The 22498-nt window shown below is 60.9% G+C and carries 21 protein-coding genes; 8 read left to right on the plus strand and 13 right to left on the minus strand.

Annotation, left to right across the window (positions count from 1 at the left end):
• Nucleotides 1-37 precede the first annotated feature (37 nt).
• From maiA to hmgA, 3 genes are read right to left on the minus strand one after another with little or no spacing between them, the layout of a single operon-like run.
• Complete coding sequence (gene maiA, locus AWU82_RS18610; protein WP_064382492.1) at nt 38-676, minus strand: maleylacetoacetate isomerase; 639 nt, start codon at nt 674-676, stop codon at nt 38-40.
• Nucleotides 677-688: 12 nt separating this feature from the next.
• Entirely contained in the window at nt 689-1993 is a 1305-nt protein-coding gene (gene fahA / locus AWU82_RS18615) for a fumarylacetoacetase (protein WP_064382493.1), read from the minus strand.
• A 3-nt stretch (nt 1994-1996) separates the two neighbouring features.
• Nucleotides 1997-3292, minus strand: coding sequence for a homogentisate 1,2-dioxygenase (gene hmgA, locus AWU82_RS18620; RefSeq protein WP_064382494.1), 1296 nt, complete (start codon nt 3290-3292; stop codon nt 1997-1999).
• Nucleotides 3293-3455: 163 nt separating this feature from the next.
• Here hmgA and AWU82_RS18625 point away from each other — a divergent pair, with 163 nt between their 5' ends.
• Nucleotides 3456-4238, plus strand: coding sequence for an IclR family transcriptional regulator (locus AWU82_RS18625; RefSeq protein ID WP_064382495.1), 783 nt, complete (start codon nt 3456-3458; stop codon nt 4236-4238).
• 4 nt (nt 4239-4242) lie between these two features.
• Here AWU82_RS18625 and AWU82_RS18630 read toward each other — a convergent pair whose 3' ends face one another.
• The 3 genes from AWU82_RS18630 to AWU82_RS18640 form a co-directional block, all read right to left on the minus strand.
• Entirely contained in the window at nt 4243-6789 is a 2547-nt protein-coding gene (locus tag AWU82_RS18630) for a LuxR C-terminal-related transcriptional regulator (RefSeq protein WP_064382496.1), read from the minus strand.
• Nucleotides 6790-6928: 139 nt separating this feature from the next.
• A complete protein-coding gene (locus tag AWU82_RS18635; protein ID WP_064382497.1) occupies nt 6929-8296 on the minus strand; it encodes a DUF1329 domain-containing protein in 1368 nt (455 codons plus the stop codon).
• A gap of 23 nt (nt 8297-8319) precedes the next feature.
• Nucleotides 8320-10113: a DUF1302 domain-containing protein gene (locus AWU82_RS18640; RefSeq protein ID WP_064382498.1), complete on the minus strand. Its 1794-nt coding sequence runs from the start codon at nt 10111-10113 to the stop codon at nt 8320-8322.
• 715 nt (nt 10114-10828) lie between these two features.
• On the opposite strand from AWU82_RS18640, the gene AWU82_RS18645 reads away from it, so the two are divergent.
• Both AWU82_RS18645 and AWU82_RS18650 read left to right on the plus strand, forming a co-directional pair.
• The gene (locus AWU82_RS18645) at nt 10829-13009 is read left to right on the plus strand and encodes an S-type pyocin domain-containing protein (protein ID WP_064382499.1); all 2181 of its coding nucleotides are present in this window, start codon (nt 10829-10831) and stop codon (nt 13007-13009) included.
• The gene (locus AWU82_RS18650; RefSeq protein ID WP_064382500.1) at nt 13006-13266 is read left to right on the plus strand and encodes a hypothetical protein; all 261 of its coding nucleotides are present in this window, start codon (nt 13006-13008) and stop codon (nt 13264-13266) included. Before AWU82_RS18645 ends, AWU82_RS18650 begins: the two co-directional genes overlap by 4 nt.
• A 44-nt stretch (nt 13267-13310) precedes the next feature.
• Here the strand turns inward: AWU82_RS18650 and AWU82_RS18655 are convergent, their stop codons facing one another.
• From AWU82_RS18655 to AWU82_RS18675, 5 genes are all read right to left on the minus strand, one after another.
• Nucleotides 13311-14222 (minus strand): SDR family oxidoreductase, encoded by a 912-nt coding sequence (locus tag AWU82_RS18655; protein WP_064382501.1) that lies wholly within the window; start codon nt 14220-14222, stop codon nt 13311-13313.
• Nucleotides 14223-14374: 152 nt separating this feature from the next.
• Complete coding sequence (locus AWU82_RS18660) at nt 14375-15277, minus strand: alpha/beta fold hydrolase (RefSeq protein WP_064382502.1); 903 nt, start codon at nt 15275-15277, stop codon at nt 14375-14377.
• Complete coding sequence (locus AWU82_RS18665; protein WP_039769359.1) at nt 15277-16059, minus strand: class II aldolase/adducin family protein; 783 nt, start codon at nt 16057-16059, stop codon at nt 15277-15279. Before AWU82_RS18665 ends, AWU82_RS18660 begins: the two co-directional genes overlap by 1 nt.
• A gap of 132 nt (nt 16060-16191) precedes the next feature.
• Complete coding sequence (locus AWU82_RS18670; RefSeq protein ID WP_007957226.1) at nt 16192-16878, minus strand: LrgB family protein; 687 nt, start codon at nt 16876-16878, stop codon at nt 16192-16194.
• Complete coding sequence (locus AWU82_RS18675) at nt 16868-17254, minus strand: CidA/LrgA family protein (protein WP_064382503.1); 387 nt, start codon at nt 17252-17254, stop codon at nt 16868-16870. The genes AWU82_RS18670 and AWU82_RS18675 overlap by 11 nt, the downstream gene beginning before the upstream one ends.
• A 95-nt stretch (nt 17255-17349) precedes the next feature.
• On the opposite strand from AWU82_RS18675, the gene AWU82_RS18680 reads away from it, so the two are divergent.
• A complete protein-coding gene (locus tag AWU82_RS18680; RefSeq protein WP_064382504.1) occupies nt 17350-18237 on the plus strand; it encodes a LysR family transcriptional regulator in 888 nt (295 codons plus the stop codon).
• Here the strand turns inward: AWU82_RS18680 and AWU82_RS18685 are convergent.
• Nucleotides 18227-18682: a flavodoxin gene (locus AWU82_RS18685; RefSeq protein WP_064382505.1), complete on the minus strand. Its 456-nt coding sequence runs from the start codon at nt 18680-18682 to the stop codon at nt 18227-18229. The two genes, AWU82_RS18680 and AWU82_RS18685, sit on opposite strands and share 11 nt — an antisense overlap.
• A 153-nt stretch (nt 18683-18835) precedes the next feature.
• Between AWU82_RS18685 and AWU82_RS18690 the strand changes: the two genes are divergently transcribed.
• Both AWU82_RS18690 and AWU82_RS18695 read left to right on the plus strand, forming a co-directional pair.
• The gene (locus tag AWU82_RS18690) at nt 18836-19312 is read left to right on the plus strand and encodes a PAS domain-containing protein (RefSeq protein WP_064382506.1); all 477 of its coding nucleotides are present in this window, start codon (nt 18836-18838) and stop codon (nt 19310-19312) included.
• Between the two features lie 54 nt (nt 19313-19366).
• Nucleotides 19367-19972 carry a hypothetical protein gene (locus AWU82_RS18695; protein ID WP_039769347.1) on the plus strand — a complete coding sequence of 202 codons (606 nt, stop codon included), beginning with the start codon at nt 19367-19369 and terminating at the stop codon, nt 19970-19972.
• Between the two features lie 3 nt (nt 19973-19975).
• Here the strand turns inward: AWU82_RS18695 and AWU82_RS18700 are convergent, their stop codons facing one another.
• Entirely contained in the window at nt 19976-20935 is a 960-nt protein-coding gene (locus AWU82_RS18700) for a MerR family transcriptional regulator (protein WP_064382507.1), read from the minus strand.
• Between the two features lie 210 nt (nt 20936-21145).
• On the opposite strand from AWU82_RS18700, the gene AWU82_RS18705 reads away from it, so the two are divergent.
• Together AWU82_RS18705 and folM are read left to right on the plus strand one after the other, a co-directional pair.
• Nucleotides 21146-21715, plus strand: coding sequence for an antibiotic biosynthesis monooxygenase (locus AWU82_RS18705; protein WP_011332499.1), 570 nt, complete (start codon nt 21146-21148; stop codon nt 21713-21715).
• Nucleotides 21716-21771: 56 nt separating this feature from the next.
• On the plus strand, nt 21772-22482 hold the full coding sequence (gene folM / locus AWU82_RS18710) for a dihydromonapterin reductase (protein ID WP_064382508.1): 711 nt from the start codon (nt 21772-21774) through the stop codon (nt 22480-22482).
• The last annotated feature ends 16 nt before the right edge of the window (nt 22483-22498 follow it).

Genomic DNA, 22498 nt, shown 5'->3' on the forward strand with positions numbered 1-22498 from the left:
GAATGGCTCCCGTGCGCTGCACGGGAGCCATCAAATGCTACTTCGGCGTGTCCGGCTGGTTCGCCGGATGCGCCGCAATGAACGCCGGATGTTTAGCGGCCAGCGCAGCCACCCGACGAATCCGTGGATACGCCTCCAGCGAAACATTGAAACGCTCGGCCGCGTACAACTGTGGAATCAGGTACACGTCCGCCACACACGGCCACTCGCCAAAACAGAAGCCGCTGTCGCCGATCAACTGCTCCACCGTCGCCAGCCCCTGGCTGATCCAGTGACCGATCCACTCGTTCACCTGCGCCTCGTCATGCCCCAGACCGCGCAGGCGATTGAGCACACTGACGTTGTGCAGCGGATGCACGTCGCAGCCAATCACCGCCGCCACACCGCGCACCCGGGCGCGGGCAACGAGGTCTTCGGGGAGCAACGGCACCTGTGGATAACGTTCTTCCAGATACTCGATGATCGCGGGCGACTGAATCAGCAACTTGCCATCGTCAGTGCGCAGCGCCGGCACCCGGCCCTGGGGATTGATCGCCAGGTACGCCGGTTGCCGATGCTCGCCACCGGGCGGTGCGATCAGGTTGACCGGCAACGCCTGATAGTCGAGGCCCTTGAGTGCCAGCGCAATCCGCACCCGGTACGACGAGGTAGAACGGTAATAGGTGTAGAGATCCATGAGCCGCTCCTGTCAGCGTGCCGCCAGCACGGTGCCACGGCATTCGCCGAAACCGATCGAGGCAAAACCTTCGCGGGCGCAGCGGGCGCGCAGGATGATTTCGTCGCCGTCCTCAAGGAATTTGCGCACTTCGCCGGACGCCAGTTCGATCGGCTTTTTGCCGCCCTCGGTGATTTCCAGCAGGCTGCCGAACTGACCGCTTTCCGGCCCGGACAAGGTGCCCGAACCGAACAAGTCACCAGCCTGCAACTGGCAACCGTTGACGCTGTGGTGCGCAACCATTTGCGCAACGGTCCAGTACATGTAGCGGGTGTTGCTCAGGGTCAGGCGATGGGCCGGCAGGTTCTGCTCGCGCATTTTTTCGGTGAGCAGCAGCACTTCCAGCTCGATGTCAAAACCACCACCCTCCTGATCGCGCTTGTCGAGCAGGTACGGCAGCGGCTGCGGGTCACCTTGCGGACGCGCCGGTTGCGCGATGCGGAACGGCGCCAGCGCTTCGGCAGTCACCACCCATGGCGAGACGCTGGTGATGAAGCTCTTGGACAGGAACGGGCCGAGCGGCTGGTATTCCCAGGCCTGGATGTCACGGGCCGACCAGTCGTTGAGCAGGCAGAAACCGGCGATGTGTTCGGCGGCATCACCAATGGCGATCGGCTCGCCCATCTCGTTGCCCTGACCGATCCAGATCCCCAGTTCCAGCTCATAGTCCAGCCGCGCGCATGGGCCGAAGGTCGGCTCGGTTGCGCCGGCCGGCAGGGTCTGGCCTTTCGGGCGGCGCACGTCGGCACCGGAAGCGCGCACAGTGGACGCGCGACCGTGGTAGCCGATCGGCACGTGTTTGTAGTTCGGCAGCAACGGGTTGTCCGGACGGAACAGTTTGCCGACGTTCTGCGCGTGTTCTATGCCGACGTAGAAGTCGGTGTAGTCACTGATGCGCGCCGGCAAATGCAACTGGCAATCGGCTGCCAGTGGCAGCAGTTTTGCGCCCTGGGCTTCAATGTTGCCGCGGTGAGTGCTGCCTTCGCTGAACAGTTCCAGCAGACGTTCGCGCAGGGCAACACGGGCATCGCGGCCGAGTTCGAAGAAGGCGTTCAACTGACCGCCGTGCATGGCTTCGACTGCACTGCGCGCGGCGCCGTCGAACAGACCGGCCTCCAACGCCACTTGCAGATCGAAGATGTGTTCGCCAATCGCCACGCCGGCGCGCGGTGCCGAGCCATTGGTGCTGAACACGCCCAGCGGCAGGTTCTGCAACGGGAAATCCGCGTGGCCGTTGGCCGAAGCGACCCAACTGCGGGTGATGGAATTCTGCGTCATGGGTTATCTCCGGGTCGGGTCAAACGTGGCGGGCAGCGTGGCCCAGCAAGCGTCGTAAGTGGATTGCAGTTGCGGGCAGTCGAGGGCGAAGCGGCTTGGGCGCAGTACCTGGCTGGTCTCGAACATGAACGCCATGGTGTTGTCGATCTTCGCCGGTTTGAGGTCCGCGTTGATGGCTTTGGTGCAAGTCTCGCCGTCCGGGCCGTGGGCGCTCATGCAGCTGTGCAGGGACGCGCCGCCGGGCACGAAACCTTCGGCCTTGGCGTCGTATTCGCCCTGGATCAGGCCCATGAATTCATTCATCAGGTTGCGGTGGAACCACGGCGGACGGAAGGTGTTCTCGGCCACCATCCAGCGCGGCGGGAAGATCACGAAATCGAGGTTGGCCAGGCCGTGGACACTGGTCGGCGAGGTCAGCACGGTGAAGATCGATGGGTCCGGGTGGTCGAAACTGACGGTGCCGATGGTGTTGAAGCGGCGCAGGTCATATTTGTACGGCACGTTGTTGCCGTGCCAGGCGACCACGTTCAGCGGCGAGTGATTGAGTTCGGTACCCCACAACTGGCCGAGGAATTTCTGCACCAGGGTGGTCGGTTGTTGCAGGTTTTCGTAGGCGGCGACCGGGGTCAGGAAGTCCCGTGGATTGGCCAGGCCGTTGCTGCCGATCGGCCCCAGGTCCGGCAGGCGCAGCGGCGCGCCATGGTTCTCGGCGACGTAGCCGCGTGCCTGCGGGTCGAGCAGTTCGACACGGAATTTCAGGCCCCGTGGCAGCACGGCGATTTCCAGCGGCGCCACGTCCAGCACACCCAGTTCGGTGGCAATACGCAAACGACCCAGTTGCGGCACCAGCAACAGCTCGCCGTCGGCGTTGAAGAACACGCGCTCCATCGAACGGTTGGCGCCATAGTGATAGATGCTGATGCCGGCCGGTTTTTCGGCAGCGGAATTGGCCGCCATGCTGACCAGACCGTCGATGAAATCGGTCGGTTCGGCCGGGATCTCCAGCGGGTTCCAGCGCAGGCGATTGGGGGTCACTTCACCCAACGGGCCGCCCGCCAGTTGCCGCTCCAGTTTGACGAATGCCGGGTGATTGGCCGACGGCTGGATCCGGTACATCCACGTGCGCCGCGCTTCACTGCGGGTCATGGTGAACGCGGTGCCGGAGAACAGTTCGGTGTAAAGACCGTATGGGGCTTTCTGCGGGGAGTTCTGGCCGACGGGCAGTGCGCCGGGCAACGCTTCGGAGCTGAATTCGTTGCCGAAACCGGACTGGTAAGCCAGGGCTGAATCGAGGTTCATGGAGCCTCCTGAACAGGGCGTCGGCATGGTCGAACGCTCTGGATCAGAGGTCTTGGCACGCCGGGGTTATTTTTATCGTAATTCAATTACGCATAACGTAATTTGCTCGCTATCCAGCGTCAAGCTATAAAGACGCCCATTCGTTCCGGGACACGGCAGCACCATGGAAAAAACCAGCGACAGCAATGGCAAACAGAAAGTGCGCTCCGCCGAAGTCGGCACCGACATCCTCAAGGCCCTGGCCGAGTTGTCGCCGTCCACTTCGCTGTCGCGTCTGGCCGAACATGTGCAGATGCCGGCGAGCAAGGTGCACCGTTATCTGCAGGCGTTGATCGCCAGCGGTTTCGCCGAACAGAACACCGCCACCAACCATTACGGCCTCGGCCGCGAAGCGCTGCGCGTGGGCTTGGCCGCACTCAACAGTATGGACGTGCTGAAAGTCGCCGCCCTGCCGCTGGCCGAGTTGCGCGACGAACTCAACGAAACCTGTTTCCTGGCGGTGTGGGGCAATCAGGGCGCGACCGTGGTGCACATCGAACCGGCGGTGCGCGCGGTGACGGTAGTGACGCAATTGGGCTCGGTGTTGCCGCTGCTCAGTTCCTCCACCGGCCTGGTCTTCGGCGCGTACCTGCCGCAGCGGGAAACCGAGGAGTTGCGTGAACACGAAATCGCCGTCGGCGGCCATCCGCTGGCGGACGAAAAAGCTTATGAGGCATTGTGCGAACAGATCCGCGCACGCGGTCTGCATCATGTCCACGGCTTGCTGATGCCCGGTGTGGACGCCTTGTCGGCACCGGTGTTCAACGCCCTCGGACAGGTCGCTGCGGTACTGACCATCGTCGGCCCGACCTCGCTGTTCCACGCTGACGAAAACGGCCCGGCAGCGCAGCGGTTGCTGGCGGCGACGCGGGCCGTGAGTTGGCGGATGGGGTTTCAGCCAGCGTGAATGTTCATCGGCATAAACCGAGCATTCTCGCCCGCGCTACGGCGTGAGTCCTGCGCTCGACACCCAGTTTTGCGTGAATACGCCGGACATGCGTTTTGACTGTGTGCAACGAGATGAACAACGTGTCCGCAATTTGCTGATTGGAGCGTCCAGACGCAATCAATCCAAGCACCTGCGACTCTCGCAAACTCAGTGAACCTTCGTTATCCCCGTCATCAGCAAGTGAAGCGGCAAGCGTTGAACCGGGCCACAGGTTCAGCGCCTTCTGATCAAACTTCATCGACAAACGCTGCAAGTTGAAATGACCGGCCAACGTTCGCCCGTTGTCGAAGTAGCCCCGAGCAGAATCCAGATCATCGAGCTTCCAGGCCACCTCGCTCATGACCAACAGCAACTCGGCTTCAAGCACGACCATCCGGTTGGCATGAGCGTGCTCGAGCAAACGCTGCAGATGCGTCATCGGCTGCTGTGTCTGACCCAATCGCATCTCGGCCAGAATCAGCAAACACTCGATGCGCGGAATCAGCTCCAATGTCGCCGGCGGCGCCTGGCGTGCGCATGGGCCGCGATAGTGCCTGAGCACACGGCTCAGCGCCTCGCGAGCCAGTTCGGGTCGTCCTTGCTGCAACCAGAACTCACTGCTGACCTGCAACAGAACACCGCGATAAACCGTGTCCGGAATCTGCCGCTGTTGCATCAACCGTTCGGCATCCCGCAGGCGCATGAATGCCTGAGAATAATCACCCTGATCGGCGGCCAGTTGCGCCTGACCGAGAAAGCCATAAAGCACTCGCTTGTCAAAGCTGCGCAGGCAGTCGTCGAGCCCTTGCTGGAAGAATTCAGCCGCCCGGCCTTGTTGCCCCATACTCAATGCCAGCCGCCCGCGACGCAGGGCGATACGCCCCAGCAACGGCGTCGGTCGCTCGACGGAGGACGCGAGCATTTCGCAAAGATTGGCCAGCAACTCTTCGGCGCGAGCCGACACGCCCCGTTGCTCCAGCAGTTGGGCGTGATCAAGTTCCAGCAACGCTTCGAACAGCAATGAACCCTCAGCCCGGGCCAGGCACAGCGCTTCACGATTGATCGAATGAGCCATGTCCAGATCCCCGCATAGCAACGCCTGCTGAGTGCGGCCCGACAAACACAGCAGGCGCGCCGTCCAGGCCTGCGGCGCCAGCTCGTTCAAGGCTTGCTCGAAATGCTCGCGCGCCTCGTCCATGTGCCCTTGCAAATGCAGCAGCCAGCCTTGCTGGGCCTGCCAGCGGGCGATCAGTTGCCGTTGCTGTTCCGCCGACCGGGGCGGCAGAAAACGCGCCAGTTGCCCGATGCAATCCGCCGCTTGAGCAAAGCGTCCGGCAAACAACAGCGCTGCCGTGATCAGGCCGACCAGTTGCGCCGACCCCAGCAACAGCTCCTCGCCGTGCTGCTCGTAGAGACGCAACAACAGCACGACCGTCTGCTCCTCGAACAGATGCTCGAAGCTGAAGTGTTGCAGCAGACTGACCGCGACTTCGTACTCTTCAGCCAGCAACGCCTGTTCGAAGGCGCATTTCCAATGCTGTCCGGCGGCAAACCACTGACAGGCCCGGCGATGCCAGGAACGTCCAGCCGACCAGGGTTCATCACGCATCAAACGCGACAGCGGAGCGCACACCTGCAACCAGTCCGGCGACCCTTGCCAGGGTTCGATAAAACACCCAAGCGTTTGCAGAGTGCGCATCCATTGCGCCCCTTCGCCGGCACCGAACAGGTGATCGCACAGACTGGCGTTGAACCGCGGCAAATGCGCCAACACCCGCCAGGCCTCGGCCAGCTCCGGGCTCAAACCACTGAACAGTTCGTGTTCCAGGTAGTCCAGCAAGGTGTCCATGCGTTGCTGCGGCACGGTCTTTTGCAACCAGTCGCATTTTTGCATCAACAGTATCCGCACCCCGGCGCACCACCCGCCGCTGCGCTGGAGGATCCGCCCGGCCACGTCGTCGACCTGGGCTGGCGGCAGGTGCCGCAACAGTTGCGCGATCTCGCCGCGACTCAACGCCAGCGCCGCGCTTTCGCACTCGTACAAGGCGTCATCGAGCAGCAGGCGCGGCCAGTTGCATTGCGGGCGTCGACGGGTGCCGATCCACCAGGTGACGGCGGGACTGGCGAGCGCCAGCATCCGGTCGAGCAGCGCATCCAGTGCAGGCGCTTCAACACGGCAGTAATCGTCGAGAAAAACCCACACTGGTGAGGATCGGCGCGCCAGCTCGTTCAGCAGCGACGACTCATCCGCCGTCGCCCCTCCCAGGGACTGCGCCAGCCGCTCGCAAAATGCCGCGACACTCATTGACAGACCTGCCAGCGGCAGCCAGCACACCGTACATTCGGCGGGTGCCTGCAACAGGCATTCGCTCAAGAGCGTGCTCTTGCCGCTGCCGGCCGGTGCGCAGATCAGCCTGACCCGTGCCGAAGACTCAAGCAATGATGCCGTCAGACGTGGACGCGGAAGATGATGAGCTGAAAGTCTGGGCAGGAATCCCGGACGATCCGGAGCGTGAGTCATGGCGGTCATCGGGTACGCCTTCTTATCGTTGTACGCTCACCCTAGCCCTGTCACCGGCGCTTGTTGACGAGTATTCAGTACGCTGATTGGCAGCCATAAAAAAGGCGACCGTGCGGTCGCCTTTTCCCGAGTCTGTGTAGCGAAATCCTTACCGAACGCCCTCCGAGCGCAAGGCTGACGGAGTGTAATCGGCGGCTTTGGCTTCAAAGCCGAATTCGAAGCTGTGTTTCTCTTCGTTCTTCATCCCCAAGGCAATGTACCGGCCGGCGATGATGTCGTAGAGCGCTTCGAGGGTGTAGGCCTGGGTCTGGTGATCGTAGTAGTACTGAGCGTGGCCCTCGGCCACTCGCCACAGCTGTCCACGACCGTCGTAGTGATCGGCCAGCGCCACCTGCCAGCTGTCCTCGTCGATGTACATGTGCCGTTTGGCGTAGATGTGCCGCTCGTTCGGTTTGACTGTGCCGACCACTTCCCAGACCCGGTGCAGTTCATAGCGCGTCAGGTCCTGGTTGATGTGCCCGGCCTTGACGATGTCGTCGTACTTGAGGCTCGGCGAGTCGAGCTTGTAGCTGTTGTACGGAATGTACATTTCCTTCTTGCCGATCAGTTTCCAGTCGTAGCGATCCGGTGCGCCGGAGAACATGTCGAAGTTGTCTGAGGTGCGCAGGCCGTCGGCAGCGGTGCCCGGCCCGTCATAGGCGACTTGCGGCGCACGGCGCACCCGGCGCTGGCCGGCGTTGTAGATCCACGCCAGTCGCGGCTCTTTCACCTGATCTAGGGTCTCGTGCACCAGCAGCACGTTACCGGCCAGACGCGCCGGGGCGGTCACCGACTGTTTGAAAAAGGTCAGGACGTTGGCGGCCTTTTCCGGATCGAGATCCTTCATCAGTTGCGGCACCGCGATCTCTTCTTCGAAGCGGATCGGCGTGTAGCTGCCGTTGGTCTGCGGGGTCACCTGAGTGATGATCCGTCGCAGATTGCCGCCGTGATAGCGGGTGATGTGATTCCACAGAACCTCAACGCCATTCTTCGGAATCGGGAAGGCGTAGTAGCGATTGCCGGTGAAGTTGGCCAGACCGTTGCCGTCGTTGATCGTGGTGACGTTGAGCGCACTGCGCTTGGCCGACTCGTAGATTTCCGGTGGCACGGCCACGGTGCGGTGGGTCGGGTAGACCGGAATCTTGTAGGTTTCGGGATAGCGCTTGAACATCGCCACCTGACCGTCGGACAGCTTGTCCTTGTACTTGTCGACGTTGGCGGCGGTGATGGTGAACAGCGGTTTTTCGCTGGCGAACGGGTCAGCCAGGAAGCCCTTGCTGTCGACCGCCCCGGCGTTTTTCGGGATACCGCCGGTCCAGGCCGGAATCGACCCGTCGGCGTTGCCGGCCTTCTCGGCCCCCAGCGGCGTCAGGCTGGTGCCGAGCTTGTTGGCTTCGTCCGGCGACACCGCCGCGATCACGTTGGCGGCCAACAGGCTCAGGGCCAGGACACCGCATTGCAGAATCATCTTGCGCATTGCACTCATCCTTCTCGGGCAGATCAGAAGTTCACACCGAAGCTCAGGGCCACGAAGTCACGGTCTTCGAGGGTGTTGTAGTCACCACCGAAAAAATCGGTGTAACTCAGGCTCGCGGTATAGGTGTTGCGATAGTCGGCATCGACCCCGACGCTGACAGCCTTGGCGCCTTCGTTGAACAGACCGTTGGGGCCATAACCGGCGACATCGTGGGACCAGGACAGGTTGGGCTTGAGGTTGATCCCGCCGATCACGTTGGCGTAATCGAGGATCGCCCGGGCGCGATAGCCCCAGGAGGTGGAGGTGACAAAACCGTCGGTGTCACCGCCGAAACCGTACTGGCCGTAGACCGAGTCACGGCCGTAACGCAGCTTGCTGCGCGACTCCAGGCCGCCAACCCGCACCACCGCCGCTTCGCCGACCAGGGTCAGGCGCTGCGCCCCCCAGACCTGATCGATAAAGTGCGTCAGCGTGCTCTGGATCTGCGTCACTTCCTTGCGCCGGTAACCCTTGTTGTCGGCACCGGGCGAGGTGACCAGCGGCGATGCAGCACCGCCGGCAATCGGATTGAGCAGTGCCAGAGTCAGGTCGTTGGTGTTGACCTGCACCGGCGCGTTAGGGCGATAGCTGATCTCGCCGGTCCAGGCGGTGCCGGTTGGCAATGTGGTGGAGAAACTTGCACCGTACAGACGGATGTCTTCCGGGTACTCGAGGTAGTACTGACCGCGCCCGAGCATCACGCTTTGCGCCAGTCCCGAACCGCTGCCGGGGGCCAGACGGTTGGCGATTCCGACCATGCCCGGCAGCGCCGCGAGGGTCGACAAACCGGCCGTGCTGGTGCCCACCGTCGGCGTGCGGCTGTGGTAGTTCATGAAGTAGAGGCCGTACTCGGTGTCATCGCCGAGCCAGCGCAGTGCCGTACCCCATTGCCCGGAATCCCGCGCATCGCGGTCGCCGCCACGGGGCACGATCACACCTTCGCGGGTGACCTGGATCGGCTGACCGAAGGCTGCCGTCAGCGGCGCCAACGGGGCGATCGCCGGGCTGCCGACGGTGTAGCCGTTGTTGCAACCGTCCGCTGCCACGTCGACACCGAAGAAGGTGCCGCAGTTGTCGAGGACGGTCTGATCCCATTCCAGTTGATAGAAGCCCTCGACCGTCAGTTGATCGGTGAGCCCCTGAGAGGCGAACAGCATGTTCACCGGAATCAGCCCCTCCTTGATCTCCGCACCCGGCCGACGGAACGCCGAAACGTCGATCGGGTTGATGCTGTTGATCGAGTTGCCGATGAAGGTGCTTTCGCCCCAGCTCACCACCTGTTTACCGGCGCGAACCGTGCCCGGCAAATCGGCGATGGAATAGTTGTGATAGACGAACGCATCGAGAATCTGCGCGCCCGAAGACTTCGCGCCCTCCTTGCGGCCCTTGTCGCTGATCGGTTTGAACTCGCGGTCTTCGTCCTTGAGTTCGAAGTCGTACCAGTACTTGCCGCGCACGAACACACCGGTGTCGCCGTACTTCAATTCGAGGTCGTGGATGCCTTTGAAGATCTTGGAAAAGGTCTCGCCCTTCTTGAAGTTCAAACGCCCGTCATCACCGGTGGAAGACTGGCCCGTCCCGCCGTTGACCGTACCGACCAGCGACTTGTCGGCATCGCGCATGCCCCAACTCGCGCCGACCGACAGCGACGAGTCGAACGTGCCTTCGATTTCCCCGATATTGAAAGCGACCGCGTGCGCCTGGGCACAGCAACCCAAAGCCACCGCAGCGGCAAGCGCCTGCGGAGTGAAGATGGCGCGCATTGTTGTTTTTGTCATGCGTCTTCCCCGGTGAGTGACAGAAGGCCCCACCCTACTGCCGCGCCACGTTGAGGATAAGCGCACCAAGGAGGTATTCATGCTGTCGCTCGAAAGGATGAATACCCGCCTGCGACAAGGCTTCGCGAGCGCCATGAACAGGCTGGATGCACCACTATCAACGCAACGGATAATGACGAAGCGGTGCACCGAACTGTTACATGCTCCGTAACAGTGCATGTCCGGAATCGCTATTTTTCCCCGGGGCGCCAGCCCTTATTCTGAGCGGGCTTTCACGGCAGACCGCCGGAAAGCACGAATCCCGCGACCGAGTCGTCGGCAATGATTTCTGATGGAGCGAAGCGTTTTTCGGTCCATCGCCCGGTGTTCACTGACGTTGATTTGTAGCTCCTTGATCCAACGTCTTACCTTGGCCGCTGCGTTTGCAGCGGCCTTTTTTATGGGCGATCGAAAGTTGCTGAATGCCCGTGCCCTGCATTTTTAAACTTCCTGAAATCAGACGTTTCCCAAGTTCGCATAGGACGTTTCTCTCAGGCTGAATAGCTTAAATAAGAGTTCTCTCACCGAAGAGAAACTTCACTCACATCCCTATGTAATGACTTACGCCCATCTCAGACTCGCGTCCGCCATTTCCAATGTAACTTTAAATGACGAAACGTAGATTCCATGCCCCCCCGTTTAAATTCAGAACAAGCACATTCAAAAGGATATGAATATGCAAAAGCCCCCGACATGGGAGTTGACCGAAGCCGTCCACACGACAGCCGTCGCGCCGTTGCACATCCCGGTTGCCTCGGCGACCGGTGCCACCCTTCCGCCCAGTGGCATGTTTGGCCCGCACGATTTCGGCCCGCAAAACATCGTCATCATCAACTCGAACACGATCGACGCCACCAAAAAATCCTACGCCCAGGAATATCAATCCCGCGCCAGCCAGCTGGCTCAGACCCTCGAACATGAATTGGCCGCCACCCGACTTGAAGGCTCCACCCACCCGTTGCCACCGGCCGAAGCAATCATTCGGGAGCTGGGCGTTCGCAATACTCTGATACTCAGGAAGTCCGCCGAGCTGCATCAGAAAACGGCGTTGGCCAACCTGTTTTATGGCGGTGACCCGTTCAATCGAAGCCTGCTTGATTTCTACCGGAAAGCTTCGACGATGGAAGCGCGAGTCATGCCCGGCGGACTGGCCATGCAGGCCTGGACGGCTTCGTACAGAGCCGCCCACGACGCGAGGCTGCTTGCGCAATCGATCCAGATGCTCAACCAGCAGCATGTGAATGTGCTCAATTGGCTGGCCTCGGTGCAGGCCAGCGATCAGGCACGCATCGCTGCGCAACAGGAGGCGCAAAGGGCCGCTGCCGAACTGGCGCGCATCAATGAACAGGCACGACTCGCAGCACTGGCAGAAACTGCGCGTCGGCAAAAAGAGCAGCAGGAAATCCAAGCCCGTGAGCAGGCGCGCCTGGCTGCGCTGGCTGAAGCGCAACGGCTGGCAGCTGAACAGGCACAAATCGCCGCCCAAGCCGCCGCGCAGCAGATTGCTGCCGAGCATGCACGCCAGCAAGCGCAAGCCGATATCCAGCGCCGAAATGAAGAGCGCCTCCAGCTGGCTGAAAAAACCCGTCAGGAAAAACAGCAGAAGGCGTTGCGAAAAGCACAAAAAAGACAGCGCAAAAAGGCACGCAAGATCGCCAGGGAGCAGGCGCAACGGCAAGCCGAAAACGCCAAAACCGGACAACCTCCGTTCTTTGCCAATGCGGGTTCAATGGCCGCTTTGGGTCCCACCTTTACCGGCCCGCTCGGCGTTTTTGGCAACAACCTGGCCACGACTCTGGCGCTCAGGACATCGCTTCAAACCGCGGTGTCCCTTGCGCTGACCGCTATCTCCACCGCTGCCGCACCGCTGATCGTCGGGTTCGCGGCGTTGCTCGCCCCTTCAAGACTGGGGAACAGCGACCTGTATTCGGCCAGCGTTCCCTTGTCGGACCTCGCACCGGATCTGAACGCAGATCTTCAACACTTGGCGGCCGTCGGTGGAACAGTCGATCTGCCGGTCAGGCTGGGCTCGTCGACGATGGGCGACAAAGTCGAATTCGTCGTAGTCACGACGGACGGAGTGACAGTCCCCGCCCATGTTCCCGTGAGAGCCGCTCGCTTCGACGCCAGTAAAAACGTCTACGTTTCCACCGCCAGCGACACCAGCGGTCCCACGCTGACCTGGACGCCGTTGGTACAACCACAAGATACCTCGACCAACCTGCCGCTGGCCGATAACGATCCACCGGTCTACGACGGTGCTGAAGTTGTTCCAGACGAGGGACGAATCGATCCGTTTCCCGAGCTGGATCGGTATGGGTTTGGCGGGTTTATCACGGTCTTTCCGATTGAGTCCGGATTGCCGCCGTTGCTTGTAGTGTTCAGCAGTCCCTATGAGGGAGGCGTTGAAGGTGGCGAGCACAGTGGCCGCGCGTTTAACCCCGAGGAAACCGGTGGACCAATTCTTGACTTGGAGTGGTCCCCTGTAACTGCAACATTAGAAGGAGCAAGCACTGTGCGACTACACATCTCAAGATTTCCTGAATCGGCCGCCAATAAGGTAATGATTGATCGCCTGGAAAAAATCATCAGCGGAGAGCTTGAGATAACGGATACAGACAAGCGCTTCTACACTCATGAGTTGAGAGAGCTAGAAAGATTCAGAGCCTTGGGATATGGGGATAACGAACGACCTGATCCGAACTCTCCTGTGTGGAACAATGTTCACACAGCAACGCTGGAAGACTTCAAACTCAAAGACGATGCTTCGCTGCTGTACACACCTGAAGCGCTGGCCGCCGACGCAGAACAAGTGGAACTCGAATACCAAAGGTTGTTGAAGGAGATGTGGAAATGAATACTGTCGAACAAATCGTAAAAAACGAGTCTCTTGATGACATCGTTGCAGTGTTCGCGTTGATCAAAGCAAATCCACATCTGGACAGGATGATCAGACTCTATAACCGTGACATCCTCAAAGAGTATGGCGCACTCGAAAACGCCTACTCCCGCCTCTTCGACGCCGGGGTACTTGCTCTCGGAGAGCACGGCCTGGCGATCAAAGGCCCGAACTGGTCCCCACCAAAATTCATGATCGAAAACAGATACACCTGATCGGCAAATCGGCCACCAGGCTCTCACCTGGTGGCCACTTCGGGTTACAACGAATACTTCTGCAGATTCCCCATCATTTCCTTCAGCGCCTCGATGTTGTCCTTCGGATGCGCCGCACCTTCGAAATCACAGATCTGCTGCCAGTGCGCCGCGACGTCTTCCGGGGAAAACCCGACGCGTGGATCGAAGCCGGCGCCCAGGCTGCGCTCCCAGCGCACCTTGCCCATCCAGCCGCCGCCGACTTCGAACAGGCCCGAGGTTTCCTGGCACTGTTCACTGGCCAGGTACACCACCAGCGGGCTGACCAGTTCAGGCTTGAGTTGTTCGAACACTTGCGGCGGAATCAGGCCTTCGGTCATGCGGGTGCCGCCGGTGGGAGCGATGGCGTTGACCAGGATGTTGTTCTTGCGACCTTCGATGGCCAGGGTGCGGGTCAGGCCGTAGAGGCCGAGTTTGGCCATGCCGTAGTTGGACTGGCCGAAATTGCCGTAGATGCCCGAGGTCGAGGCGGTGAAGATCACCCTGCCGTAGTTCTGCTCGCGCAGATGGGGCCAGGCGGCGCGGGTCACTTTATAGGCGCCTTCGACGTGGACGCGATAGACCAGATCCCAGTCGGCGTCTTCCATTTTATGGAAGGTCTTGTCGCGCAGGATCCCGGCGTTGTTGACCACGACATCGACGCGACCGAACACGTCGAGGGCGTTCTGTACCAGTTTGTCGCCGTCGGTAACCGAATCGTGGTTGGCTTCGGCGACGCCGCCGGCCTCGCGGATTTCCGCCACCACGCGGTCGGCGGCCGAAGCGTTGGCGCCTTCGCCCTGAGTCGAGCCGCCGAGGTCGTTGACCAGCACTTTGGCGCCCTGTTTGGCGAACAGCAAAGCGTGAGCGCGTCCCAGGCCACCACCGGCTCCGGTGACGATCACGACTTTATCTTCGAAACGCACAGACTCATTCATCGGGGCAACTCCAGCAGACCTGAGGGACAGTGTCCCTGAGTGTCAGGCACAGAGCGTGCGGTCACAACGAACACGGCTGGGGCTGAATGGTGCGCGATAAGGCTGAAGGATGATGAAAACGTGCCGAGGCGCCAGGCGCCTGCGGCACGAACTCAGGAACACGCCACCTTGCGCGGAGGCAGCACGAAGTGATCGCGAAATTCGAGGTAGTGCCTGAGCACCTGCACCGGCGCTTCTATTTGCGGGTAGTGACCGATGCCCGGCAACTGCACCGTGTCGGCGTCAGGGATCAGCTCGCGATACCGTTCAACCATGTGCGCCCCGGAAATCGGATCGACTTCGCCATCGATCACCCGCAACGGCACCTCGCCACGCTGCATTGCCGCGACCCAGCGATCACGCTGAACCCGTCGTTCGGGAATGTAGTGAATCAGCTTGTGCATGACCCGTTGCCCGCGATTGCATTCGATCAGGCTCCAGAAATCATCCATCTCGCTTTCACTGGGCCGGGTGTCCGGGCCGAAAATCTGCTGGAAACTCTTCACCAGCGCATCGCGGGTGAATGCCCGGCCGATCATCCAGCCCAAAGGGCTTAGCAGCAGCTTTTGCGCCAGCAGCGGCCGATGGGTTTCCGGGAACAGACCACCGTTGAGGAATACGCAACTGGCGACCTCGATCCGATCTTCGTAATGCCGGGCCAGCAGTTCCTGGGCAACACTGTCGCCGTAGTCGTGGGCCAGAATGTGCACCGGTTGTTCGACCTGCAGATGCGCCAGCAAGGCCTGTTGCAGATCGGCCTGCTCCAGCAGGCTGTAGGTGTGATTCAGCGGTTTGGCCGAGTCGCCAAAGCCGAGCATGTCGCAGGCAATCACCCGGTAGCGCTGGGACAGCGGCTGCCACAGGTAATGCCAGTCCCAGCTGGCCGTCGGAAAGCCGTGGATCAGCAGCAGCGGATCGCCCTGCCCGGCCGTCCAGTAGCGGATCGGCTGACCACGGAAGACAAACGTCTGGCTGCGCTTGCGCCAGACACTCAGAGGGATCTCGGCGAGAGGCATTAGAGTCTGTACCCCGGGTCTTGTTTATCGAGTTTGCGCAGCAGCGCCGGCCAGGCCAGCGCGCCTCCCATGCCTTGAGCACTTTTGGTGACGCCGGCAATCATTGCCTTGGCCCCTGCCAGAATCTGCGGTTCGATGGCGATCAGTTCGGCCCCGCCGGTCTGCGCCATGACCTGAATGTCGCAGGCACGCTGGAAGGTGAACATCATCAGAAACGTGTCGGCGATGGTGCCGCCACAGGTCAGCAAACCGTGGTTGTGCAGCATCAGGAAATTGTTGTCACCCAGGTCCGCCTGCAACCGCGCTTTCTCTTCATGGTTGAGGGCCACCCCTTCATAGGCGTGAAAGGCCAGGCTCGACAGTACGAACAGCGATTGCTGACTGATCGGCAACACGCCCTGCTTCTGCGCCGACACCGCGACACCCGAAGCGGTGTGGGTGTGCAGCACGCAGGCCACGTCGTGCCGCACTTCGTGCACGGCGCTGTGGATCGTGTAGCCGGCGGGATTGATCTCGTAGGGGCTGTCCATGAGTTTGTTGCCGGCCTGGTCGACCTTCACCAGACTGGACGCGGTGATCTCATGGAACATCAGGCCGAACGGGTTGATCAGGAAATCTTCGGTGCCGGGCACCTTGGCGGAAATGTGGGTGAAGATCAGATCGTCCCAGCCATGCAGCGCGACCAGACGATAACAGGCGGCCAGATCGACCCGGGTCTGCCATTCCGCGGCACTGACCTGATCTTTGACATTCACGGATGAAGGGACGGGGGCTACGCTCACTGTATGCACCTCTGCGTTCTTATTGTTTTTGCGTATGTCAGCAGTCTAGTCAGCCCCGGATGATCGCGTAGTTGCATTGGCAGCCAGCTTGATGACTGAGCGAGTCAGCGACGCAAACCGCTTGGATCCACGTCAAAGCAACGACGCCAACAAAGGCGCGGCGAACAGATTGAGCAGTCCCGTCAGCACCATCACCAACCCCGCCACCGAACCTTCTTCGCCGCCCACTTCATGGGCCCGGCTGACCCCGGCACCGTGCGCACCGACGCCGAACAATGCACCGCGCGCCAGGGCGCTGCGCAACGGCAGCCACTTGAGCAGCACACCACCGAGCATCGCGCCGAACACACCGGTGAACATCACGAACACCGCTGTCAGCTCAGGCACGCCACCCAGGTCCTGTGCCAGCGGCATGGCGAACGGCGTAGTGATCGAACGCGGCACCAGTGACAGCGTCACCGAACTGTCCAGCGCCAGCGCTTTCGCGAGGCCGAACGAGGTGGCGATGGACGCCGCACTGCCGGCCAGCATGCCCAGCAGCAACGCTGACCAATGCCGCACCAGCAAACGCCGCTGTTGCCAGATCGGCACCGCAAACGCCACGGTGACCGGGCCCAGTACCAGCATCAGCCAATGGGTGTTGCTCGAATATTCGGCGTAAGCGGTGTGCAGCGGCACGGCAAGCGCCAGCAGCAACGCGGGGACCAAAATCAGTGGCGACAGCACGTAACGCCCGGTCCGGCGATACAGCCAGCGACTGAACAGGTAGGCCAGCAACGTGAACGCCAGCCAGAACATCGGCATCAGCTCAAGCTTCATGGGACCGCCTCAGGCGCACGGCCAGCTCTACTGTGAACGCGGTCACCAGCATCACCATCAACGTACTGGCGGCGATCACCAGCAGAATCCGCCAACCGTCGTCACGCAACAACGCGCCGTAATCCAGCAGGCTCATCAGCGCGGGAATGAAGAACAGCAGCATCTCGGCCATCAACAGGCCGGCGCCCATTTGCAGCGCCGCCGGTTTAATCCAGCCGAACGCAAAGCCCAGCAGCAATAGCGCCATGCCGATCACGCCGCCGGGAATCGGCCAGGCCAGCCACGCTGCGATCTGGCAGCCGAGCAGGTAAAAAGCGAGCAGCACGGCCAGTTCGGCCAGCAGGCGAGAGAGGTATTTAACGGTCGAGGCTTTCATCGGTGGGCTCCTTTCGGGTGCCTATTTTACGAAGCTGCCTGCCATCTCCGAAGCGAATTGTTAGACTCAAAGCCATTCCAATCTGGAATCGGGCCATGGAATTCAAACAGCTCAAAAGCTTTGTCGAAGTCATTCATCAAGGCGGCTTCACCCAAGCCGCGAAGACCCTGCACATCAGTCAGTCCGCCGTGAGCAAGCAGATCGCCCAGCTCGAACAGAGTCTCGGCACCCCGCTTCTCGAACGGCTCGGCTCGCAGATACGCCTGACCGCCGCCGGCAGTGTGGTGTTGCATCGGGCCGAAGGCATGCTGCGCTTGCGCAATGAATTGCTCAGCGAACTGGATGACCTCAGCCAACTGGCACGGGGCGAGTTACGTCTCGGGCTGCCCTTGCTGGGCAGCGATGCATTGTTTGCCGGGCTGTTTGCCGAATACCGACGGCGCTATCCGAACATCAGCGTGCAGTTGCTTGAAGGTGGCAGCCGCAATATCGAACAGGCGGTGCTCAGCGGGGAGCTGGAGTTGGGTGGCAGTCTGCTGCCGAAGGATCCGCAATTCGACTTTCAGCCGTTCTGTGATGAACCGCTGGATGCGCTGCTTCCGGTGGATCACCCGCTGGCGGCAAAAGGCGAAATCGGTCTGGAGGAACTGGCCGATACGCCGTTCCTTTTGTATCAGCGCAGTTTCGTGCTCAACGATCGTTTGCTTCAGGCGTGCCAGCAAATGGGCTTCACGCCGAAGGAAGGCGGGCGCAGTGGTCAGGCGGATTTTCTCGCGGCGCTGGTCGCGGCCGGGCAAGGCGTGGTGTTGCTGCCCAGCGTGGTGGCGCGCGGTCTGGTGCGGCCAGGCGTGGTGCGCCTGACCTTGAACGCGCCGGATTACCTGCGCTGGGACATCGCGTTCATCTGGCGCCGGGGCGCCTATCTGTCAAAGGCAGCGCAGGCCTGGCTGGCGCTGCTGCGTGAACGCGGGATCAGCCCTTGAGCGTGGCGATCAACTGTTGCAGCCAAGGCTCGGCGTCGGTTTCCGGGGTAACGCTTTCGCTGGCGTCGATGCGCAGCATGTCCTGCACCTCGCGTACGCCCAGTTCGCCGAACAACTCGCGCAGTTGTTCGCCGCCGCCGCAGAAAGTGTCGCCGTAGCTGGCGTCACCCAAGGCGATTACCGCACCGGGCAAGCCCCGCCAGGCCGCCGGTAACTGATCGCGAATGGCTGAATACAATGGTTGCAGGTTATCCGGAAGCTCACCCATGCCGGTGGTCGAGGTCACGCCAAGCAAGGCTTCAGGGCCAAAAGCCTGGAGATCGGCAAGGCTGGCGCGCGAGTTGTAGAAGGTTTCAAAACCGGCGGCGTTCAACAGGCTCTGAGCGTGGCGAGCGACTTCTTCGGCCGTGCCGTACACCGAGCCGGAGAGGATGGCGACTTTCATCAATCTGATCCTGAAACTGAAAAAAAGAGCGCCGATAGTAACAGCCGGCGACGTCATGTTGCGATTGGCTCTCGATAAGCGCTGATGGCCAGTAGACAGCGCCGGGCGATCTTCTAGAATGCCTGCGGTCGATAACCTTGAAAGGATTCACAGATGATCAATGCCAGTCTCATGCAAATGGTGATCAACGCGTCGAACGATGGAATCGTGGTGGCCGAACGGGAGGGTAAGGACGACAACATCCTGATTTACGTGAACCCGGCCTTCGAACGCCTGACCGGCTACACCAGCGAAGAAATCCTTTATCAGGATTGCCGTTTCCTGCAGTCGGGCGATCGCGATCAGGAGAACCTGGCCCTGATCCGCAATGCTCTGCGCAACAACGGCTCGTGCCGGGAAATTCTGCGTAACTACCGCAAGGACGGCACGCCGTTCTGGAACGAGCTGTCTCTTTCAACGGTTAAAAATGTGGACGACGGGCAGACCTACTTCGTCGGCGTGCAAAAGGACGTCACCGTTCAGGTCAAGGCTCAGCAGCGGGTTGCGCAACTGGAAGCCCAGGTGGCGGCACTGGAAGCAGAACTTGCAGCCTTGAAAGCGACGAACGGCGCAAACAAAACTGCGAACTAAGTGTCAGTAACTACAATCACCAATGACTTTGTAATTATTCATTTCGAGTTAACCATGCAGCGCGACGCCCTCCTCACTCAGGATGAGCTGGATTTCATCCAGACCATGCAACACAACCCGCAACTCAATGTGCGGGATGCGACGTCGAGCCTGCTGGTCAATGGTGGTTCGCAGATCCGTGACCTGCTCACGCGTCTGGCGGCCCATGAGCAAGTCACCATCCAGGCCAACTTCGAAAATCAGCAGATGACGTTCCCGCTGCATCTGGTGGAAGACGAATTTCACGCCCTGCACCTGCGCCTGGGTGTACCGAGCATCTATGAAGACGGGCCGATGGTGCGTCCATGGCGCCTGACCCTGGAAGAGCCAGTGGCACTGGAAAATGCCAAGGGCCAGCCAGGTACGCTGTGGGTGCACGAGGTTTCGCACAAGGGTGTGCTCTTGGAAGTGCGCAACAAGACCAAACCGCCGAAGCATTTTGCCTTGTGGTTCAGCCCCTCGGGCTACGAGCGGATCGCCCTGCGCGGGACGTTCGAGCGGGAAACCGAAAGCGGCTTTTACGCTTACGAGCTGAGCCAGAGCGATGCCGACGAAACCGAGCGTCTGCGCCAGTTCATTCTGCAACAGCATCGTCTGACCCACCCTGCCCTGCACACCTGATACTCAGGTATCCAGCGTCCCCGCCAGAAACTGATTCATGCGCTGGCGCATGGTCGAACCTTCATTGCCCAGACAGCCGACCGATGATCCCGCCAGGCTGTCCTGGGCCAGATCGGCCGCATCGCCCGCCAGCAGCAACTGACAATCCAGACTCAGCGCCAACCGGTTCAGCCGCCGTGGAAGTTCGGCAGTCGGTGCGTGATTGGAAAACAGCACCAGGGCTTGAGGTTTGATCTTTTCGCACACCAGCGTCAGCTCATCGAACGGCTGACCGGTCGTGAGCACACGAACGCCCGCGTCATTGCCACTGAGGAACAGCGCCGCCACCAGCAATTCGAGCTCGCGACATTGACCGGCCAGCGCGCTGACAATCACCTTGCGCGGCTGCGAGCCACGCAGCACGACAATGCGCTGCAGCACCTTGGCTCTCAGAAAACCATCGAAGAACAACCACTCACTGGTTTGCCCGAATGCATCCTGACGCTGCAGCATTTGCAGCCACAGCGGCATCAGGATGTCCTGAAACACCACGGGCAAAGCATAGGAAGAGAAAATCTGACCGTAGACCCGATCAAGCAACTGATCGTCGAAAGAGCTGACCGCCTGCTGAACCTGCTCCTGCCACTGGATATAGTCCGCATGCACCAGGTCATCGGGAATCAGATGAGCCAGCACCTTCATCGGCTCGGTCTTGGCCAGGATCTTGCCCACCTTGCTCACGGCAACACCCCGGTCGATCCAGTCGACGATGCTGCGAACACGCTCGATATCGGTCATCGAATACAGGCGATGCCCACTCTCGGTGCGCGTTGGCTGGATCAATCCGTATCGCCGCTCCCATGCGCGCAACGTCACCGGGTTCACCCCGGTCAGGCGCGCCACTTCACGTATAGGGAAAAGATCCTCGCGCTCCAGCGCAACAGATTCCTGCGAAGCAGGGCGAACGTCTGTGATCACAGGCATTGGTGCGGACACGTCCTTGTTGGCAAAGTTGGATCCATTCTACTCCTGATGCCCCATGAAGGTTCAAGCGATCAAATGGAACGAAAGTCTCGGGTTCGTCACGGAAATAAGGAATAATCCTTGCTTGTCAAAAACGCAGCCCTCTACCCCGGCGCTGCGTCAGGCGAAGTTCTTACCCGGAGCGACGCACATGCAATACGGAGATACACAATGTCTACTTCCCCCGTCACGCTGATGGTCGCGCGTCGTGTCGCCAATGGCCGTTATCAGGATCTGATCGCCTGGTTGCGAGAAGGCGAACAACTGGCCACCGACTTCCCCGGTTATCTCGGCTCCGGCGTACTGGCTCCGCCTCCCGGCGACGATGAATTCCAGATCATTTTCCGCTTCGTCGACGAACAGACCCTGCACGCCTGGGAACATTCGGCATCGCGCACTGCATGGTTGGCCCGCGGCAGCGATCTGTTCGCCCACCCGACCGAACATCGGGTCAGCGGGATCGAAGGCTGGTTCGGAGCCGCCGGGCATCGCCCGCCGCGCTGGAAACAGGCCGTGGCGATCTGGCTCGCGTTCTTCCCGGTGTCGCTGCTGTTCAATTTCGTGCTGGGCCCGCTGCTCGCTGAAATGAGCCTGTTGCCGAGAGTCTTCATCAGCACGCTGTGCCTGACCCCGTTGATGGTCTATTTCTTCATTCCGCTGTCGACCCGCCTGCTGGCCGGCTGGCTCAACCCGGCGCCTGCACGCCCGCTGCCTGCCGCACCCTCCACGCAAAATCGCTGAAGCTGCCGCTCGCGTCGCTGTTATAGTTTTTGCTCTGACTTCGACGCGAGCCGTACATGACTTCTCCCACAGCTCCCATCCTCATCACCGGCGCCGGCCAGCGGGTCGGCCTGCATTGTGCGCAGCGTCTGCTGGAAGACGGCCATCGGGTCATCTTCACTTACCGCAGTGAACGGCCGGGTGTGAAGACCTTGCGGGATCTGGGCGCCCTAGGGTTGCACGCGGACTTTTCCAGCGAAGCTTCGATCCTCGCCTTCATCACCGAGCTGAAGTCACACACCGACAGCCTGCGCGCGATCGTGCACAACGCCTCGGAGTGGCTGGCGGAAACCGGTGACGGCGAAGCCGAAGCCTTCAGCCGGATGTTCAACATCCACATGCTGGCGCCGTACCTGATCAACCTGCATTGCGCGGAACTGCTGCAACGTTCGAGCCCTGCCGACATCATCCACATCAGCGATGACGTCACCCGCAAGGGCAGCAGCAAACACATCGGCTATTGCGCCAGCAAGGCCGGGCTCGACAGTCTCACGTTGTCCTTCGCTGCGCGCTACGCGCCGTCAATCAAGGTCAACGGCATTGCGCCGGCCCTGCTATTGTTCAATCCCGACGACGACGCGGCGTACCGTGCCAAGGCGCTGGCCAAGTCCGCGCTGGGCATCGAACCCGGCAGCGAAGTGATTTATCAGAGCGTGCGTTATCTGCTCGACAACCCGTATGTCACCGGCACGACCCTGACCGTCAACGGCGGGCGGCACGTCAAGTAATACGCCCCTGCGAGGA

Origin of the sequence: Pseudomonas glycinae (genome assembly GCF_001594225.2) — a bacterium.
Taxonomy (GTDB): domain Bacteria; phylum Pseudomonadota; class Gammaproteobacteria; order Pseudomonadales; family Pseudomonadaceae; genus Aquipseudomonas; species Aquipseudomonas glycinae.